This is a genomic window from Mucilaginibacter sp. (assembly GCF_036568825.1).
Lineage (GTDB): Bacteria > Bacteroidota > Bacteroidia > Sphingobacteriales > Sphingobacteriaceae > Mucilaginibacter.
Genome location: NZ_DATCRU010000045.1, coordinates 16,032 through 34,391, shown reverse-complemented (window position 1 = coordinate 34,391; position 18,360 = coordinate 16,032). Strand labels below are relative to the sequence as shown.

General features: G+C 43.5%; 16 protein-coding genes. 4 read left to right on the top strand and 12 right to left on the bottom strand.

Annotation, left to right across the window (positions count from 1 at the left end; translation table 11 throughout):
• Nucleotides 1–5: 5 nt before the first annotated feature.
• The 9 genes from VIM89_RS09090 to flxY form a co-directional block, all read right to left on the bottom strand.
• Nucleotides 6–377 carry an ApeI family dehydratase gene (locus VIM89_RS09090; RefSeq protein ID WP_488155840.1) on the bottom strand — a complete coding sequence of 124 codons (372 nt, stop codon included), beginning with the start codon at nucleotides 375–377 and terminating at the stop codon, nucleotides 6–8.
• A 9-nt stretch (nucleotides 378–386) separates the two neighbouring features.
• Nucleotides 387–1,442, bottom strand: coding sequence for a beta-ketoacyl synthase chain length factor (locus VIM89_RS09085; protein ID WP_488155839.1), 1,056 nt, complete (start codon nucleotides 1,440–1,442; stop codon nucleotides 387–389).
• Between the two features lies 1 nt (nucleotide 1,443).
• Entirely contained in the window at nucleotides 1,444–2,643 is a 1,200-nt protein-coding gene (locus tag VIM89_RS09080; RefSeq protein WP_488155838.1) for a beta-ketoacyl-[acyl-carrier-protein] synthase family protein, read from the bottom strand.
• Between the two features lie 19 nt (nucleotides 2,644–2,662).
• Nucleotides 2,663–3,283: a hypothetical protein gene (locus tag VIM89_RS09075; protein ID WP_488155837.1), complete on the bottom strand. Its 621-nt coding sequence runs from the start codon at nucleotides 3,281–3,283 to the stop codon at nucleotides 2,663–2,665.
• A gap of 32 nt (nucleotides 3,284–3,315) precedes the next feature.
• Complete coding sequence (locus VIM89_RS09070) at nucleotides 3,316–4,443, bottom strand: beta-ketoacyl synthase N-terminal-like domain-containing protein (RefSeq protein ID WP_488155836.1); 1,128 nt, start codon at nucleotides 4,441–4,443, stop codon at nucleotides 3,316–3,318.
• 1 nt (nucleotide 4,444) lies between these two features.
• Nucleotides 4,445–4,867, bottom strand: a complete 423-nt coding sequence (locus VIM89_RS09065) for a hotdog family protein (RefSeq protein WP_488155835.1) — start codon at nucleotides 4,865–4,867, stop codon at nucleotides 4,445–4,447.
• Nucleotides 4,864–5,595 (bottom strand): flexirubin biosynthesis SDR family reductase FlxB, encoded by a 732-nt coding sequence (gene flxB / locus VIM89_RS09060; RefSeq protein WP_488155834.1) that lies wholly within the window; start codon nucleotides 5,593–5,595, stop codon nucleotides 4,864–4,866. The genes VIM89_RS09065 and flxB overlap by 4 nt, the downstream gene beginning before the upstream one ends.
• A 1-nt stretch (nucleotide 5,596) precedes the next feature.
• Nucleotides 5,597–7,141 carry a flexirubin biosynthesis tyrosine ammonia-lyase FlxA gene (flxA, locus tag VIM89_RS09055; RefSeq protein WP_488155833.1) on the bottom strand — a complete coding sequence of 515 codons (1,545 nt, stop codon included), beginning with the start codon at nucleotides 7,139–7,141 and terminating at the stop codon, nucleotides 5,597–5,599.
• Between the two features lie 139 nt (nucleotides 7,142–7,280).
• A complete protein-coding gene (flxY, locus tag VIM89_RS09050; RefSeq protein ID WP_488155832.1) occupies nucleotides 7,281–8,576 on the bottom strand; it encodes a flexirubin biosynthesis putative acyl-CoA ligase FlxY in 1,296 nt (431 codons plus the stop codon).
• Nucleotides 8,577–8,702: 126 nt separating this feature from the next.
• Here flxY and VIM89_RS09045 point away from each other — a divergent pair, with 126 nt between their 5' ends.
• Entirely contained in the window at nucleotides 8,703–8,954 is a 252-nt protein-coding gene (locus VIM89_RS09045; protein ID WP_488155831.1) for a hypothetical protein, read from the top strand.
• A 78-nt stretch (nucleotides 8,955–9,032) separates the two neighbouring features.
• On the opposite strand, the gene glgP is transcribed toward VIM89_RS09045, so the two are convergent.
• The 3 genes from glgP to VIM89_RS09030 all read right to left on the bottom strand — a co-directional run bounded on the left by glgP (nucleotide 9,033) and on the right by VIM89_RS09030 (nucleotide 13,349).
• The gene (gene glgP / locus VIM89_RS09040; RefSeq protein ID WP_488155830.1) at nucleotides 9,033–10,688 is read right to left on the bottom strand and encodes an alpha-glucan family phosphorylase; all 1,656 of its coding nucleotides are present in this window, start codon (nucleotides 10,686–10,688) and stop codon (nucleotides 9,033–9,035) included.
• Nucleotides 10,689–10,787: 99 nt separating this feature from the next.
• Nucleotides 10,788–12,572 (bottom strand): glycoside hydrolase family 9 protein, encoded by a 1,785-nt coding sequence (locus VIM89_RS09035; protein ID WP_488155829.1) that lies wholly within the window; start codon nucleotides 12,570–12,572, stop codon nucleotides 10,788–10,790.
• A gap of 12 nt (nucleotides 12,573–12,584) precedes the next feature.
• The gene (locus tag VIM89_RS09030; protein ID WP_488155828.1) at nucleotides 12,585–13,349 is read right to left on the bottom strand and encodes a ThuA domain-containing protein; all 765 of its coding nucleotides are present in this window, start codon (nucleotides 13,347–13,349) and stop codon (nucleotides 12,585–12,587) included.
• Nucleotides 13,350–13,432: 83 nt separating this feature from the next.
• Here VIM89_RS09030 and VIM89_RS09025 point away from each other — a divergent pair, with 83 nt between their 5' ends.
• The 3 genes from VIM89_RS09025 (at nucleotide 13,433) to ligD (ending at nucleotide 18,328) form a co-directional block, all read left to right on the top strand.
• Nucleotides 13,433–14,752 (top strand): APC family permease, encoded by a 1,320-nt coding sequence (locus VIM89_RS09025; RefSeq protein WP_488155827.1) that lies wholly within the window; start codon nucleotides 13,433–13,435, stop codon nucleotides 14,750–14,752.
• Between the two features lie 312 nt (nucleotides 14,753–15,064).
• Nucleotides 15,065–15,835 (top strand): non-homologous end joining protein Ku, encoded by a 771-nt coding sequence (gene ku, locus VIM89_RS09020; RefSeq protein ID WP_488155826.1) that lies wholly within the window; start codon nucleotides 15,065–15,067, stop codon nucleotides 15,833–15,835.
• Complete coding sequence (gene ligD, locus VIM89_RS09015) at nucleotides 15,836–18,328, top strand: DNA ligase D (RefSeq protein ID WP_488155825.1); 2,493 nt, start codon at nucleotides 15,836–15,838, stop codon at nucleotides 18,326–18,328.
• The last annotated feature ends 32 nt before the right edge of the window (nucleotides 18,329–18,360 follow it).

Genomic DNA, 18,360 nt, shown 5'->3' with positions numbered 1-18,360 from the left:
GCCTGCTATAATTTTACAAAACTTCCCTGCAATTTGAAATAAATCGTATCAGGGTTACTCAATTTGGCGGTGACTGTAATGTTATTTTCCTCTGGTTGCTTATAAGTAATATCCAGTTCGATACGCGATGTAACTTCCGGATCGATCATCGTCATAAATTTAAGCTGATCCGCTTTTTTGAGTTGAAGCGTAATTTGTAACACCCTTTCCAAAACCTCTTTAGTGATCTGCAGCATGCAAGCTCCCGGCACCACGGGATGACCTGGAAAGTGTCCTTTTAAAATCTCACAATCAGCATTAATGCCCAATAATGCCTTGATAACACCATTTTCATGGGTTAATTCTTCAATGCTGAACAAGTCGTTGTTTACTGCCATAGTTTTGGATTAAATAGCAGAAACCAGCATTAATGAATGATATTTATGCAGGTAATGATTATAGATCAATACCATTTTTGGCGTCTTATCGTTTATTTGCTTTTCAATAACAGTCTGTGGTGTAATTCCTCTTTTAATAACATTAGCCGCCAGCCATAAAGCAAATGACGATGAAGTAGAATACTCGCCGCACAGATGTTTATAGTTGGCTATGTTGTTGTTTTTGAAGATGGAGGAATTTAACTGTTTGTAGACTGCATCATTTTTCAAATCACCGTTTTTTCCTGTGATCACCAGGTCGATATCCTCCGGCTTCAAATTATTTTCGGCAAGAAATTTAGCAATCCCAGCTTCGATATCATTTGTGTTATAAAGCGTTTTGACTGCGCCTAATGCAGCTAAATTATCTTCCGATGCTTTGTTGCTTAACAGGAAAAATGCTGCACCTTCACCGCCCATGGAACCTTTTGCTTCGGTTGATAGCAATTCCAGGTTAGAAGTGGGCTGACGTCTGTACAATCCTAAGCGTGTCAGAATTTTAAAACTGGTATCCACCATTTCTTCAGTGCCGCCAACCAAAATTTTATCCGCTTCCTGCTCGCGCAAAAGCATGATGGCATCGATCAACGCACTTTCAAAAGAGATGCCTTTGTGTACGAATGTGTTATTGTATCCATGGCATTTCAGCATTAATGCTACCTGTGCGGCAACCGTATTATGGGTAGACTGGATAAAGGCAGTAGGAGGAAGCAGTTCTTCATTTTGTTCTACCATGCGGGTCATAAAGCCCACGGTATCTTCCAAACAACCTAAGGCAGTACCGGTGACTATTGCCCCAGGCATTTCGACACCAGCCTGGTTTAGACAATCTTTTGCTGACGCTACGCCCATTTTGATTACGTTGCTCATGCGGCGTATCAGTTTCGGGTCGATAAACTCTTTGTAATCCGGTTCTATCGTATTAAGGCGTGTACCGGTATATTCAATGATATCAGTCAAAAAATCTTCGCTTCTGAAAGTTTTCTGCGGCGATATGCACGAGGCCGAACGGATATACGTTTTCATATCAGGCCCTCGAAAAGATTAAAGATGTACAATTACCGCCAAAGCCAAAAGAGTTGGACATGACGTGGTTGATCTGCTGTCCCCTCAAAAATTTGGTCTCAGGGGCAAATGGTAGATCGTTCATCTGTGTTTCAAACCGCAGGTTAGGGTAAATGATACCATGTTTGATAGCCAATACTGAAAATACCGCCTCAATGCCCCCACTCGCTCCCAAAGTATGCCCAGTGTAAGACTTGGTCGAACTCATCGGCGGATAATTCGGATTAAACAGGCGTTTTACTGCAGTCCCCTCGGCACTGTCATTATTTGGTGTACCTGTTCCGTGCAGGTTGATATAATCGATATCAGCTGGCTTTAATCCGCTTTTCTCCAATGCGCCTTTCATAGCCAGGTACGAGCCTGTGCCATCCGGAGATGAGGCCGTTTGATGATAAGCATCGTTGCTGTTGTTATAACCACTTAGTTTACAATAGACAGGTTTGCTTAAAGTTTGAGCCACTTTTTCGGATACTAAAACCAAATATCCTGCGCCCTCACCCAGATTAAGGCCTTCGCGATGCTCATCAAATGGTTTGCAGAATTGCTTATCCAATATCATAAGCGTATTGAACCCGTTCAGTGTAAATTTGGTGAGCGCATCGGTTCCCCCTGCTATCACTACGTCAAGCAGATCATTTTTGATCAATCGTGCACCATAAAAGATGGCGTTAGCCGATGATGAACAGGCAGTGCTGATCGTCGTCATATAATCGCTGATACCTAACTGATCAGCTACGATCTCCGTCTTGCTGCCGCATTCATGATCGAATACATTGCGTAGTTTGCCTTTATTATTATCCGCCAGGAAATCGACAAAGAAATCCTCACTCTTGTCCATCCCGCCAACGGTATTTGCCGATACAAAGCCAGTGCGTAATGACTCAAAATTTGCTATTTCCGAATCATTCAATGCCTCGCGAGCAGCAACCAAACTTAACAAAGCCGTGCGACTGGTGTTTGGAGGCAATCCTGTCATTGCAACCAGTTCTTTGTTACTTAACTTTACTTCAGCAACAGGCAATTCGCCTTTGTGAATGGTGTTCAGCATCGTAATATCACCCATACCCGCCTCTTCCTGCTCGAACGCACGAAGATGTTCCTCAACATTGTTCCCAATGCCCGAGATCACGCCGACGCCTGCTATATATACTGATGAACCCATATTTATTCCACCCGCAATTTTAAATTGTTTCGAATATACTATTGATATTTTTTATTGAAAATGGCTTAGAACTGTCAGTCTGATTTTTCTCAACTAAATACAATGCTGCTTTATAGTTCTGACCTAGCACATCAACCCAACCGCAAATACAGGCTTTCAGAATATTATTATCCAAAAGATAATTCACCTGTCCGGCAATAAAATCTGCATCAAATGAATCCTGAATATAAAAACTATGTTCGCCCTTAAAATTATTGCGGATACAAATTTCGCCGATAACAATATTTGGCAGGGTATAAACAAATAACGACGGACTGGCAATTTCCTTAGCCGACTCAAAATATTTAATATCGTTGTCCAGGCTTGAGTTCCGGTTAGCCAAAACCAAACCGATTTCTTCCGCCTGATACTGATCTTTTTGAAAACTATCCTTCAACAACACTTCCGATGCTAGCCAGCCCAGCTTGCTCAGGTTATCCATCTTATAAAATTTGGGATAGTTCAGCTGAAAATGCTGGTATACAGACAGCAGGAATTCAGACAGGTCTGCGTTCTTGTTTTCAAAAAGTGCTACGCCCTCTTTAAAAACAGTTCCCCGCTCAATTACACAACTGCTTATGATATGATTTTCTGCCAGCAATGTTTGTCCTTACCTTATCTGTCCAAAAATATTTATTCTTTGCCAAAAATCACGGCAGCATTGCAGCCTCCAAAACCCGAAGCTGTTTTTAAGAAGTTTTTCGCCTGGATTGGTTTAACATCTGCAACCACATTTACCGATTGCGTAACCCCGGATTCTTTATAACCTGGCGTCGGTAATAGCAGGCCGTCTTTTAATGATTGAATAGAGATGATTGATTCGATCAGCCCCGCTGCACCAAGTGTATGTCCGTAATAACCTTTCAGACTGTTCAACGGTACAGATTGCAACTGAGATAAATTGATGGCCTTAGCCTCCATCTCGTCATTATAAGGCGTTGCCGTTCCATGTGCTGAAATAAAATCAATGTCATCAACTGATAAGCCCGTTTCTTTTAAGGATTGATCAATAGCAAAACTCAACTCCTGTCCCGTACGCGAGGGCCCTGAAATATGGTTAGCATCATTACTTACCGAGCCGCCAAGCACCTTTATATTTTCCGCATATCTTTTATTCGTCGACAAAATGATCGTGGCGGCGCCTTCACCTAAATTCAATCCATCCCTTGATCTGTCAAACGGCCTGCATACCTGCGGACTTAATGCCTGGAAGGACTCAAAGCCCGACAATATAAATGAGGAGATCACATCCGCTCCTGCTACAACAGCATTTTCATATTGACCAGTTCTCAATAATCGCATCCCCGTGATGATCCCCATTACGCCAGAGATACAGGCGTTGGAAATGATGACCGGAGTATTGACAAACCCAAAGTGCTCCGCAATCAACCTGGCTGAAGTTGATAATGCAATGCGTTTTTGTAATTCCGGCGTACGCTCTTCTGTCTCCAGCAGACTGATATTCCCTTTGGTGGATGAAATGATCAGGACCGTCTTTTTATCTTTTGGATCGATATTGCTGTTTAGCAAAGCATCTGTTATTGAATTGATCAATAACTGCTCAAACCTGGTTCTGCCTGGCTCTACAGTAAAATCGCCCTCATTGAAAAGCGAAGCAAAAAATGACTTGCCTGAAATTGCCGGGTTATGTTGCTCCTTTACTCCTGAGATATTTTTTTTAAGCTGATCGAAATTCTTAGCAGTAGTTTTGCCTATGGGTGATAACACGTTATCAGCAACTACAAATACATCCTTTTCCATCTTATTTATTGCTGATAAACAATTTCATCTCACATTGTGCGAGTAAATTTCCATTATGCCAAACTCTGCCCGAAAGTACGGTAATATCGAATATTTGGTTTTCAACCCAGATCCCGGTTTCGATCTCATCGCCTATTTTGGGCAGATCGAATATTTCAAAATGGCTTACCGCGCCAATATATCCTACCGCAACCGGCTTATTTTCTGATTGTGCTACGTAGCCCGCGCGCAAAGCGGCCGTTTGGGCGATGTTTTCCATCAAGCCAGCTTCCTGGAATATCCCGTCTTTCACAAAAACATTATCCGGTTCGATAGTAAAACTGCTGCGGGTGCTTATTTCGTCGGTGAAAAGTAATTTGCCCACCATCACAAAAGGCGGTTTTTGTGGGATTAGCGGAATGATATTTTCTACTGGCAGCATCATGTATACAAGCCGCCGTTGATGGATAATACTTGTCCGGTGATATAAGCAGCTTCAGCTGAAGCAAAGAAGGCCGCAGCATGTGCCACTTCCTCAGGCAAGCCAAATCGTTTTGCGGGAATTAATGCTTTTAACTCTTTTTCATCCAGACCTTCAGTCATATCAGTTTTTATAAATCCCGGAGCCAACGCATTGACAGTTATGCCTTGTCGTCCTACCTCTTGGGCCAATGCTTTTGTAGCACCGATAACGCCTGCTTTTGCCGCTGAATAATTAGTTTGACCTGCAAGCCCTTTTATTCCCGAAAGTGAAACCACATTGATGATGCGACCATATTTACGGCCCAGCATGCTGTTGAGTGCCAGGCGCGTTACATAAAAAAAACTGTCGAGATTGGTTTTGAGCACATTATCCCACTGCTCTTCGCTCATCCAGGCCATGAGGCTGTCATCGCGAATACCGGCGTTGTTTACCAGCACCTCGATGTATTTATTATCCTCGTTGGCCTCGATCCATCCGCCTAAAATCCGTTTTACCTGGTCACGATCGGCTACGTCAAATTGTAATAGTTCGCCTCTGCTTCCGGCTTCTGTGATCTGTGAAAGCGTGTTATTGGCTTCTTCTGCGTTGCTTTTGTAGTTGATCAGCACATAGTAACCCAATGAGGCCATCTTTAAGCAGATTGCCTTGCCTATGCCCCTCGAACCACCGGTGACTAACGCGCATTTCATCTTAAAAAACCGAGATATGGTCTGATTCTATCAGGAAATCTTTTACTCTGGCCATTTCCTTGTATCGCGGCTGATCTTCAATAAATTTCGGAAATATGGCACGTACCTTATCATAAAGTGACATGGATGACGACGATAATCTGTCGTGGCATTCCAAATAGTCGATAGCCTGCAAAATGGTCATCAAATGAATGGCCAGTACTTCAAAAGAGTTATCGATCACCCTTTTGGTCATCAAAGCCGCATTGCAACCCATGCTCACAATGTCCTGGTTGTCGTTATTATTCGGGATGCTATGCACATACATCGGGAATGACAATGTCTGGTTTTCCGCTACTGTTGATGTAGCGGTAAATTGCATGCCCTGTATGCCGAAATTCAATCCAAGAACTCCTAAATTCACAAAAGGAGGGAGTTTTTGGTTTAACTTGTTATTCAACAGATAATTTAACTGACGTTCTGCAAGCATAGATAACCGGGTAATAGCAATTTTCAGCTTATCCATCTCCAGGGACACATAATCGCCGTGGAAATTACCGCCATGAAAAATATTGTGATTGATATGGTCGATCACCGGGTTATCGTTCACCGAGTTGATCTCATTCACCACCACATTTTCTGCCTGGTTGATGGTGTCGTAAATTGGTCCCAAAACCTGGGTCACGCAGCGTAGAGAATAATATTCCTGTACCTTATCCTCAAATACTTCCTGGTCAAGGTTATCAGGATTATACAAATGCTCCGAGCGGTCGCGGATCATTTTGCTGTCGCTCAGAATATCACGCATCAATGAGGCAATCTTATTCTGGCCATTATGATGCTTTACAATATTCAGCTCGTAAGAATAATGGTCATCAAAAGCCTCAACGATCTCATTGATCATCGCTGAAAATAAAACGGACCAGCTTAACAGTTTTCTTGCCTGCAGAATATTCAGCATGCCGATGCCCGTCATAGCCGAAGTGCCGTTCAGCACCGCTAGGCCTTCACGGATGTGAATTGAAAGCGGCTTGATATTAAACTTATTGAATATATCGATCGTTGGATGAACAGCGTCTTCAAATATCACTTCGCCTTCACCGATCAGTACCAATCCTAAGTGAGCTAACTGCACCAAATCGCCGCTTGCACCTACGCCGCCATGCTCATAAATGCAAGGACAAATGTCATTATTGATCATTTCCTTCAACAGTTCCACCACTTCAGGATGAACACCGGAATAAGCCTGCATAAAGCTGTTCAAACGGGCTATCATCAGCGCTTTTGACAGCTGCGCCGGGATCAGCTTACCACTGCCGGACGAATGGCTGCGGATGAGGTTATACTGAAGCTGTAAGATGTTTTCTTCGCTTACTTTATACTGCGCCATCGGTCCGAAACCGGTATTGATGCCGTAAATAAGTTTGTGCGACGAAAATTTTTTGAGGAACTCAAAATTGGTATTTACCTTGTTTAAAGCGTCTTTATCCAAAACAACTTTCTCATTCCTAAATATCAGCTCAGCAAAATCGTTTAAAGAAAGTGCGCTTTGTCCAATAGGTATCATGGGCAAACTATATGTTTTTCGGGTTTTTAAATTTAATTGGCTAAGGTAGAAATAAGTCGGGAAGTCGGCAAGTCAGAAAGTCCGGAAGTTAATGCTGTTTTGTTTCTTGCGGACTTTCGGTCTTATGCGGATTTCCGGACTACAAACGTCTGTCAATAAACTTAACAGGCTTCCTATTAGCTTCATTAAACTGTATTTTCTGTATCTCTTCGGCAGTCACATATTTAATGTGTGGGCTCACCCTTAACCTGGCTTGCAGATAAGAACGGATTCGGTGATCGCATTCTTCACTGTCTTCCGCCGGAACAACGTAAAGTAATACCTGATCAAGGTCGATCTCGTTGGATGATACCTCTACTACGTAATCCAGTATTTCCTCGCGCTCATTGAGCAAATCAAATAATGCAGGCGGATATAATGTTGTCCCTTTGAATTTGATCATCTGCTTTTTGCGACCCATGATGGATGACAGGCGCAAACTTGTTCTGCCGCAGGCGCAAGGTTCATCAAAATACATGCAGATGTCGCCGGTTTTGTAGCGGAGTAACGGCATACCTTCTACACCCAGGGTCGTGATGGTTACTTCTCCGGCTGTGTACGGCTCTACAGGTTGATCGTTTTCATCCAGTAGCTCTACTATCACCAGTTCAGGTTGATAGTGACCACCTTTACCTTCGCCGCATTCCGTAAATGCTGTTTGCATTTCGGTAGAGGCATAAGTAGAATACAGTTTGATATTCCAGGATTCAGTAATCTTTTTGCCAAGCATATTCAGCGAGAAATCTGTATTACGAATATTCTCGCCTATGCAGATAGCCTTTTTAACCGAAGTTTTATTAATATCGGTACCTGCTTCTTTGGCGAAATTGATGAGCTTTAATATAAACGAAGGAACAGCAACTATGGCTGTCGGTTTTAGCCGTTTAATGGTTTCCCATTGCAAAGCCGGGACACCCGGACCTAAGCGGATAATGCCAGCACCCAGTTTGCGTATACCGGAATAATAAGCGATACCGGCCATAAACTGCCGGTCAAGCGTCAGCATCAACTGATAAATATCTTCTTTTGAGCCATCGGCACAGGAAAATGAGTTATACTCGTTATAAGCGAGACGATTTAGATCATTTTCTGTAAGAGCAATCGTAACAGGACCGCCTAAAGTGCCCGAAGTAGAAGTATATTCTACCACCTGCTCGGTCGGCACGCATAGAAAATCATTATTACGCTGTTGCAGATCTTCCTTATGAGTTGGTGGTATTTGCGCCAGGTCGGCAATAGTTTTTATATTACTAATGTCGATCTTATTTTTCGCAAACAACTCTTTATAAAATGGCGAATGCTGTGAAACGTATTGCAGTAATTGCTGTAATTTCTGCTCCTGCATCTTTGTCTCTTTTTCTATCAATTGTTTATCCCCTTCCTCTAAAAACGCCATTGTTATCTGTTATTACTTTTTTCAAATGTAACAAAAATGCCAAAAGTGCTCAGCTGACAGCTGCACTAATAAACATTATCTGTAAATTCAGGTTATCAGTATAAACTAAATGCTAATCCAACTATTATGAAGTTTACCAAAATTTTGATCATCACTGTGTTAACAGTTTCCAGCTTTGGTTTTGCGAAAGAGGCTTCGGCAACACCGTTGCTTGCGGCGACTGCTTTTATTCAACGCAGACCACCACCCCCGCCAAGACCACCGCGTCATCGACGCCATCACAGGCATTACAGGCATCATCATAATAGTGTACATATCAGGTTGCCGAAGCCACCACCGCATCCTAAAGGCCCGCCACCTCCGCCACCACATCCATAAAGCAAAAAATGCCTCTCGTGTTATGAGAGGCATTTTTTATTACACGTAGAGACGCAATACTTTGCATCTCTCTAGGAATTATTTGCTCAGATACATCACATTATAATATTCATCGGCCATACGTCCCGAATCAAATGCAGGTGCAACATCAGCCGCTGCTTTACGAACAATAGATACCCATTTCTTTTGATCCTTATAATACATCGGGCGGATGGCATTATCCAATATATCCATCAATGTTTTAGATTCCAGCATATCTCTGTCGTGTTGGGGCAGGTTGTCGTCGCCCGGAGTGATCACAAAGCAATTTTCCTTGTCCTTCGCAAACTCAGGTACCCAGCCATCAGGAAGCGAGAAGTTGATGCTGCCGTTCATGGCTGCGGTCATGCCGCTGGTGCCTGATGCTTCGCGGTACATTTTTGGATTGTTTAGCCAAACGTCTGAACCCTTTTTAAGCAATGCTGATAAACCTAATTCATATCCGGTTAATACTGCGCAATTAGCAAAAGGCCACATTTTGCGTATGATCTGGTTAAACTGGTCTATAGCGCCGTAATCTTCAGGATATGGTTTGCCTGCCCATATCAATTGTACCGGCATTTCGGAAGTATATATCAGTTTGATAAAACGATCCCAGTCGTAAGTCATCAGATCGGCGCGTTTGTAACCAGCAAAGCGGCGTGCCCAAACGATGGTCAGCACGTTTTCGTCGAATATCTTACCACATTGATCGGCCACCACTTTAAATAGCTGGCGTTTCATCTCTTTTTTGCGGGCGATGATCGCATTGTCATCTTTTCCGGCTAAAGCAGCTTCAAACTGATAATCCTTCCAATAGGTTTTGTTTTGTGCGTTGGTGATGGAAGTGATCTCGCAAATACCAGGGTTATGGTCCCACATTTCACGGGCCACCTCACCATGTAATTTAGAAACCCCGTTAGCTTTTTTGGCGAACTTTAATGCTGCGAGAGTATAATTTAACCCCCATCCGTCAATATTCAGCACCTTCTTTACCTCTTCAACAGGGACGCCATAGAAGAACGACATCTTGTTCAACAGATCATAGCTGTGCTCCTCATTACCCGCAGCTTCAGGCGTGTGCGTAGTGAATATCACCCGCTTTTGCACTTCTTTTAAGCTTTTGAATTTGGAATACAGATAAAAGTTAAGCGGTAGGGAATGACCCTCGTTCATGTGATAGATATCGATATTCAAACCCAGCTTGTCGATCAGCATTGCGCCGCCAACACCCAGGATGATCGATTGCGCGATACGGGTAGCTTCGTTTGAATCGTATAGTTTATAGCTTATCGAGCGCGATTGCTCATCGTTTTCGTTCAGATTGGTGGTTAATAAAAAGATTGGTGCCGAGCCAAACGTGTCCGGATGTAACAGGAATGCCCTTACATAAACAGGGGTATCGTGCACCGGGACAGTGAACATAATGCCGGTATCCTGCAGAAAAGAATAACCCTTTTCAACAAACATCGGCTTCATGTTGGCGTTATTTTCGCGCTGCTGATCGTAATAGCCATATTTCCACAGCATGCCTATGCCAATTACATTTTGCTTCAGCTCGTAAACGCTGCGCATGTGCGATCCGGCCAGGAAGCCTAAACCACCGCTGTAAATTTTCAATGCCTGATCGATGCCAAACTCCATGGAGAAGTAAGCGACCGCCTTTTTATATTTTGGATCGGGTTGATAACCGAATATTTCGTCTCGTGATAACATGTTTAAACTTTGATTTATTGACAGCAATATTAAAAAACATCACCCTAATTTGTTCACCGCATTTTATCCACAAAAGCGTATTTCTTAACGCATAGCAAGTTATTTGCCTTTAGCAACCGGCTCTGCCATTGCAGTGATTGCCTGCATAAACCAGGCAGCATGCGGTATCCATTGCTCAGTCCAACGCCATTCGTTGCCTTCAGCTTCGGTTTTGAAATCGATGCCTGAGCCATCGTCGTTACCATCTTTACCTGTAATGCCATTAGAAATGCCACCCTTTTGCGAACCATGCCCAAAACTTGAGTGCATGTAAGGAACATTGTTTTTACCAAAGCCATACATAAAGCACATGGAGTAAGGATTGCAACCGGTGATCCACGATAATTGCTGAGAAGCAAAATTCGCCAGAGAGGTTTTAACACCCCATGCGCTCTGTGCCGGGTAAGCCAGGCGGCCCCCAACAATGGCAGCTGTAGCCAATGAGCCCAGCCGGGCATCTTCGCCCTGCCACCACCAGCCGGTTTCGTTGTCGTGAGGGATAAAAAAACCGTCCTTCACTTTACCATTGTACAAAAAGCTTTGACGGGCATAACCAAACGGATTGGTCACTTCGTGACTTACTCTCAAGTTATAATCCAGTGCCTTTTTAATAGTAGATAAAGCTTTAACCCTCAAAGCCGGATCAGTTTCTTTGGTCAGGTATCGTGATAAGGCAACAACAGGCATCCCCGCATCCGATGCATGCCAGTAAGGCCGATTGCTATCGTTAGCAATAAAATAGCCCCTGTCCGACATACGCTTAATCAAATTTTCAGCACGTTTGCGTGCTTCATCACGATACGAGGAATTATTTGTGCTGATCCAAAGTTCCGTAGCGGCCATCAGTGCGCAGTAATCATCGAGGATGTTTTCCTTTCCGTCGTCATCATATTTGGTGTTGTTCGCCAAAAGATGGTCAAATGCGCGTTTGGCAGCATCAAGATATTGTTGTGATGTGAATTCGCCGTGTTTTTTCATTCTTGAAATACGTGCCAATGCAGCTATCCCCATACCACCGCCTTCGCGAAACGCAGCCTGGTATTCGTTGGTCGTAACGCTATTGGCCCGTAGGCCAACTACTCGACGGTCGTTGGGATTTTTACTAAAATAGCTGAATACCGTCTCATAAAAATAACCTTCGGTTGAAAGAGAACGCATGATATAATCAGCACCATAACAAGCTTCATTTTCCAGCGAGTCCTTCAATCCCCATTTGGTAAGCAAACCCGGGATTTTCTCATCCACGCTAACCATCGACCAGGTAACCAGCGGAATTTGCTGTGGTGACATAAAATTGGCATAGGACAAATGCGAAAAATACTTACTTACATCACCTGAAGCGTCACACCATCCACCGCGTAAATCAACGGTTTTATCGCTGCCGTAGAGTTTGATATGCTGGTCGGCATCCAGTTCCTCCGGCGTATTAGCCCGTTGTTTATTGTAGTAATGAATGATGGATGATAGAGTGAGTTTAGCCAATCCATATTGTATTATTTGAAATGGCTCAGAGGTATATTTTTTGCCAGAAATAGTAATGGTCAGCATGTATTTACCATCCTTTTTGAATGACGAAAAGTCGGCTTGGTAGAAAGTTTTATCCTTATACCAATCTTCAACCTTTTGTGCTGCGCCAAGCGATCCACCGAATGCAACCTTACCGGAACTGGCATCGACTATCGAAAACGTCGTTTTTGCAGGCAATTCAGCATCTGATCCGATGACCGCTATTTTGGGCCCGTTTGTATCAAAACCGATCTGGCTAACATAAATAACAGGTTCAGCAAACACAGAAAAGGATAGCATCAGCAATAAACTGACAAGGGCAGATTTTAGGTATTTCATCGATTTTAAGTTTTATGGTTTGGCCGAGGCCCAGAATATGGCGTTGGTGAATAGCTTTTTGTAAGCGTCGTTTTGAAACAGGTCGGGAGAGTGCCCCATAAAAATATACACGTTGCGCGCCTTCACATGTTCATTGCTCCAGATTACCGGGTGGTCGCCCATTTTGACGTCTGATTTTGGGATGTAAGAATTTTCATCCACGCTGGCTATCACATGCACATTTGGCCGCGGACTTTTATCATAGGTGTAAAACTCTTCGGTCTTTATCCAGAATGAGGATGGAACTCCTTTCATTATAGGGTGCTGCTGGTCTTCCACGTTTACCTTACCCTGTACAAAAGTGGCGATATAGTTCTTCCAGCGGATGCCACCCATAAAATCGGAGAACCACTGCCACATCGGATAGCCATCAAACTCGCCCAAAAGCGTTGCATGATGAAAACCGATCCATCCGCCGCAGCCTTCTTCAATATATTTTTCGAAAGCTTTAACAGCATCAGGTTTCCAGGCATAAGGGGCATAATCAAGTTGAAGGAATAATTGGTAATGACTCAAGAATTCGTCGTTTATTTTATCTGTGTTCTGGATATAATCTATACTGAAATTGCTGTCGGCTGCCAGTTTATCCAGCCATACTTTAGCTGCTTTGGAGTATTCTACATGATGACCTCCGTTTTCATAAAGCGCAATGACCCGGAAACGGGGAGCTTTTTGTTGAGCAAATGACAGGGAAAAAGTGCAGAGCACGACAAGGAGCGTCGGGAAATTCTTTCTCATTAGGCTGGATTTTATTCAAATATAGAATTGTTAGTGAATGCTGCTGGCAAATCCCGCCAAAAACAATATTTTTATCAGCTAACATGCCCTCGTCACCTGCCATAAAGAAGATACGCCCGCTGCAATTGGTTGCCGTGATCTTTTTTACCGTTTCAGGAGGGCCTTACGGGCTTGAGCCACTTTTATCCTTTGCCGGCGATCATGGCGCATTACTGCTGTTACTGTTGACTCCAATGGTTTGGGATATTCCCGCCATTTTCACCGTATTGGAGCTGAACAGCATGATGCCCATTGAAGGCGGTTATTATCGCTGGGTGAAACATGCCCTGGGTACACGTTGGGGATTTTATGAAGGCTGGTGGACTTGGTTGTATACCTTTGTCGACCTGGCCATTTACCCTGTGTTGTTCGTTGAGTATGCATCCTTTTTCTTCCCCGAACTTGCGGCCTATAAAATCCCTGTATGCCTGTGCATCATCTGGGCATCAGCGGGCTTGAATATTCTAGGGATCGTTCCTGTAGGCAGGGTGTCGCTTGTATTGGGAATAGGTGTATTGACACCATTTTTAGTACTGATCCTGGCATTTTTTTATCATCATACAGGTGGGTTATCAATCCCTTCGCCATCATTAAAGGGCATCAGTTATCCATCAATGGGTATGGCCTTGTATACCGTGATGTGGAATTGCCTCGGATGGGATAATGTAACCACTTACGCCGAAGAAGTGGAGAAACCTGTGCGATCTTATCTTATTTCGGTATTTACGGCATTCATTTTGGTGTTGGTGGTTTATTTCTTCGCCATACTAGTTGCACAACAATCGCATATCGATCCTGCTACTTTAACGGACAAGGGTTTTCCAGAATTAGGAGTGTTGATCAGTGGGCGATGGCTTGGTATCATGCTTGCCGCTGGGGGGATGGCCAGTACATTAGGTATCTATGCTGCAGTATTACTCTCTGTTTCCCGCGTGCCGAAAGTAATGGCTGATGATGGATTACTGCCCGAATGGCTGAACAAATTACACCCGAAGTTCGATACGCCTTATGTATCTATTATTATTTGCTCCCTGGTGGTAAGCTTTATGGTACTTTGGACATTTGCCGACTTACTCATTATAGATGTTACCGTTTATGGAGCAGGATTATTCTTAGAATACATTTCATTGATCCGGCTCCGCCTGATCCAACCCGATACGCCCCGCCCTTTCAAAATACCGCTTAATGTCTTTGGCCTTTGCATAATGGCTTTACTTCCTTTGGTGGTGTATGGAGTAGCTTTGTCGGGTGCTTTAATATCGAACGGAAAAGGTATCATACCGGCTGTTTTTGCTGTTTGCGCGCTGCTTACTGCCGAGGTGGTATGGTGGATCATCAAGTGGACAAAATTACAGTGTGGATAGACACGCCTCAATGTTAATGCCGTTAATTTAAGGAAGCATCGTTTTAGCAATAGCTCCCTGTCAACTCACCCGAAAGCGCTACGCTGTTCTCCCTCTCTACCGCAAGCGGTAGGTAAAGAGGGAGAAAAAGAAAACAAAAAAGTCCCCTCTTTAAGCGAAGCTTAGAGAGGGTGGTCGATCCGCTGGCTAGCGGAATATGACCGGGTGAGTCAAATAGGCGACTTGCTAACCATCACGTCTTTCTACTAAAAACGTCAATCTATAAAACCTAAGCCGTTTCTTTGTAGTTATATTAGTGTAAAACAATTGGCTATGAGATCGATATGGAAAGGTTCGATTGGCTTCGGACTGGTTAATATTCCCATTAAATTGTATTCGGCGGTACAAAGCAGTTCACTTGACCTGGATATGCTCGACAGTCGTGACCATTCGCGTATCCGTTACCAGCGGGTGAATGAGAGCACTCATAAGGAAGTGCCTTATGATAAGATTGTTAAGGGATATAAGCTCGACGATGATTACGTAATACTGGAAGACCGCGATTTTGAAGACGCTGCACCCGAAAAAAGCAAGGTGATCGAAATAGAAAGTTTCGTCAATATATCGGAAGTAAACCCTATGTATTATGAAACATCCTATTATACCGAACCTGATACCAAAAACAATAAGGCTTACGCACTCTTGATTGAGGCATTGAAAAAGACAGGCAAAGCTGGTTTAGCCCGATTTGTTTTGCGCAGTACCGAAAGCCTGTGCATTGTTCACCCGGTTGGGCATGTGCTGGTGGTAACCCGTATTCGTTTCGCACAGGAAATCCGTAGTACGGATGACCTGAATATAGACGATGACGTAACTGTCGGCAAAAAGGAATTGGATGTAGGTATCGCTTTAATCAAACAATACGAAGAGAAATTCGACGTATCGAAATTCAAGGATGATTATCACCAGGAATTGCTGAAAATAATAGAAGCTAAGGCCAAAGGCAAACGTCCTACTATCAAAAAGCTGAAACCACATAAAACCACCAATAACGATCTTTACGACCAATTGATGCAGAGTTTGAACACACGAAAAGGAGCATAAATGGGTTTAGCAGAATATGTCAAAAAGCGGGTCTTTACCAAGACTACTGAACCAACTGGCGGCAAAAGTGCAGGCAAACAGTTAGCCTTTGTAGTTCAGCGGCACCACGCATCGCATTTACATTATGATTTCAGGCTCGAGCTGGACGGCGTGCTGAAAAGCTGGGCAGTACCCAAAGGACCTTCAATGAATCCAGGTGATAAGCGCCTCGCCATGATGGTAGAAGACCATCCTTTTGACTACCGGAAATTTGAAGGAATAATTCCTAATGGTAACTATGGCGCGGGTGTTGTAATTATATGGGACGAGGGTACTTACACGTCACTAGCCGAAAAGCGAACCGATGATGTAAAAACATTGCGTGCCGGACTAAAATCCGGTAACCTTAAATTCAGACTGAATGGCGAGAAACTGAAGGGGGAATTTGCCCTGGTAAAGCTGCACAGCGCCGAAGATAACTCCTGGCTGCTGATCAAGCACAATGATGAATTTGCAGTCCATAAAAACTATAGCAGTGAAGACCTGGTGCCCGACGAGATCAAAAAAATGCTGAATAATAAAAGCGGCAAGGCGACCTCATTGCCCCGTGTCAAAAAACGAAATGCTAAAAACGAGGCTGAAACGGACGAAGAAAGCCAGAGTGAGCCCGGTGACAAAGCTTATACGCCTATGATGGCTAAACTGGAAGCCAAAATATTCGACGACCCGGATTGGATTTATGAAAAGAAATTGGATGGTTACCGGGCTATTGGCTATACAGGTAAGAAGGCAAAATTAATTTCACGCAACAACATCGATTTCAGCAGAGACTATAAAGAAGTGGCTGATGAGCTAAAGGTAATTGAACAAGATGCTATTCTTGATGGAGAGCTTGTGATCGAAGATAAAGAGGGTAACAGCAAATTTCAGCATATCCAGAATTACAAGAATAACGCATCAGCCGGAACATTGAAATATTACGTGTTCGATTTGTTAAAGCTTAACGGACATGATCTGCGCGGAATGGAACTAACGAAGCGTAAAGAACTCCTTAAAGCATTGATCACATCTCTAAAAAGTGATCGGATCATTTATAATGACCACGTAACCGGTAAGGGAACTGAGCTGTTCGCAAAAGCGAAAAAAGAAGGCTGGGAAGGCATCATCGGTAAGGATATGCACAGCACCTATGCCAGTGGCAAACGATCAGACAGGTGGCAGAAATTCAAACTGCAAAATTCACAGGAAGCTATTATTTGCGGGTATACGGCACCGACCGGATCGAGAAAACATTTTGGTGCATTGGTGCTGGGTATCAATGAGGGGAAGAAAATAAGATATATAGGCAATTGCGGAACCGGGTTTAATGAGACCTCGATCCGGGAGCTTTATGACAAAATGCATCCGCTGGAGACCAGCCAAAAACCTTTTGAGGAAAAAGTGCATCAGCGCACAAAAGTCACCTGGATAAAGCCGAAATTAGTATGTGAAGTTTGGTATGCCGAATGGACGGCCGACGGGCATCTAAGGCAGCCGGTCTATAAAGGACTGCGCATAGATAAGAATGAAGAAAACGTAGTAATGGAAACACCTAACAAGCAAGTGGCCGACGAGGAAGTGTTCACTTTTGGCCGCGATCAGATTAAGGCAACTCACCTGAGTAAGGTTTTCTGGAAGGACGAAGGAATTACCAAAGGCGAACTGATCTATTACTATAAAGACATGGCTGACTATATTATTCCTTACCTGAAGGATAAGCCAATCTCCATGCGCAGGCAACCGAATGGTATTGCCGACCAGGGGTTTTTTCAAAAGGATGTGGACACCAGTCACTTGCCATCTTATATAAAAACAGAACCGCTTTATTCTGAAAGTAACGATAAGAATATCAATTATATCATCGGCAAGGATGCCGCGACCTTGCTTTATATGGTAAACCTGGGCTGCATCGAGATCAACCCGTGGCTCAGTTCCTACAAAAAGCCGGAGAACCCTGATTTTGTAGTGATCGATATCGATCCGCATGATGTGCCTTTTACCGAGGCGGTAGAAGTCGCCCTGAAAACAAAAGAGGTTTTCGACCGGATGAAACTGGATGTATTTATTAAAACCTCCGGCTCAAAAGGGCTGCATATTTATTGTTATCTTGGTGCAAAGTATGACTATGATTTCACCAAGATGTTTGCCGAGTATACCGCTAACCTCATACACGATGAATTGCCGGATATTACCAGCGTAGAACGTAATCCCGCGAAGCGGAAAAATAAAACCTATATCGACTTTCTGCAAAACCGTAGGGGGCAAACTATTGCCTGTCCATATTCTGTGAGACCAAAACCAGGTGCGACCGTTTCAGCACCATTGCATTGGAATGAAGTAAATAACGATCTCAAACTATCCAATTTCACAATTCATAATATGCGTGAACGGGTGAAAAATACCGAGGACCCCTGGAAAAATCTAACCAAAACTGCAGCTGATTTGAAGAAGGCTTTAGAATTGTTAAAGACATAAAGGGTATTTAGAATTATATTTCTAATTAATAA

Excerpts from the sequence above, each read along its gene's own strand:
- flxB (WP_488155834.1), bottom strand. The coding sequence starts at position 5,595 with ATGAAATGCGCGTTAGTCACCGGTGGTTCGAGGGGCATAGGCAAGGCA.
- glgP (WP_488155830.1), bottom strand. The coding sequence starts at position 10,688 with ATGTTATCACGAGACGAAATATTCGGTTATCAACCCGATCCAAAATAT.
- VIM89_RS09035 (WP_488155829.1), bottom strand. The coding sequence starts at position 12,572 with ATGAAATACCTAAAATCTGCCCTTGTCAGTTTATTGCTGATGCTATCC.
- VIM89_RS09085 (WP_488155839.1), bottom strand. The coding sequence starts at position 1,442 with ATGAAAACGTATATCCGTTCGGCCTCGTGCATATCGCCGCAGAAAACT.
- flxA (WP_488155833.1), bottom strand. The coding sequence starts at position 7,141 with ATGATACCTATTGGACAAAGCGCACTTTCTTTAAACGATTTTGCTGAG.
- VIM89_RS09025 (WP_488155827.1), top strand. The coding sequence starts at position 13,433 with ATGCCCTCGTCACCTGCCATAAAGAAGATACGCCCGCTGCAATTGGTT.
- VIM89_RS09070 (WP_488155836.1), bottom strand. The coding sequence starts at position 4,443 with ATGGAAAAGGATGTATTTGTAGTTGCTGATAACGTGTTATCACCCATA.
- flxY (WP_488155832.1), bottom strand. The coding sequence starts at position 8,576 with ATGGCGTTTTTAGAGGAAGGGGATAAACAATTGATAGAAAAAGAGACA.
- ku (WP_488155826.1), top strand. The coding sequence starts at position 15,065 with ATGAGATCGATATGGAAAGGTTCGATTGGCTTCGGACTGGTTAATATT.
- VIM89_RS09080 (WP_488155838.1), bottom strand. The coding sequence starts at position 2,643 with ATGGGTTCATCAGTATATATAGCAGGCGTCGGCGTGATCTCGGGCATT.
- VIM89_RS09030 (WP_488155828.1), bottom strand. The coding sequence starts at position 13,349 with ATGAGAAAGAATTTCCCGACGCTCCTTGTCGTGCTCTGCACTTTTTCC.
- VIM89_RS09090 (WP_488155840.1), bottom strand. The coding sequence starts at position 377 with ATGGCAGTAAACAACGACTTGTTCAGCATTGAAGAATTAACCCATGAA.
- VIM89_RS09045 (WP_488155831.1), top strand. The coding sequence starts at position 8,703 with ATGAAGTTTACCAAAATTTTGATCATCACTGTGTTAACAGTTTCCAGC.
- VIM89_RS09065 (WP_488155835.1), bottom strand. The coding sequence starts at position 4,867 with ATGATGCTGCCAGTAGAAAATATCATTCCGCTAATCCCACAAAAACCG.
- ligD (WP_488155825.1), top strand. The coding sequence starts at position 15,836 with ATGGGTTTAGCAGAATATGTCAAAAAGCGGGTCTTTACCAAGACTACT.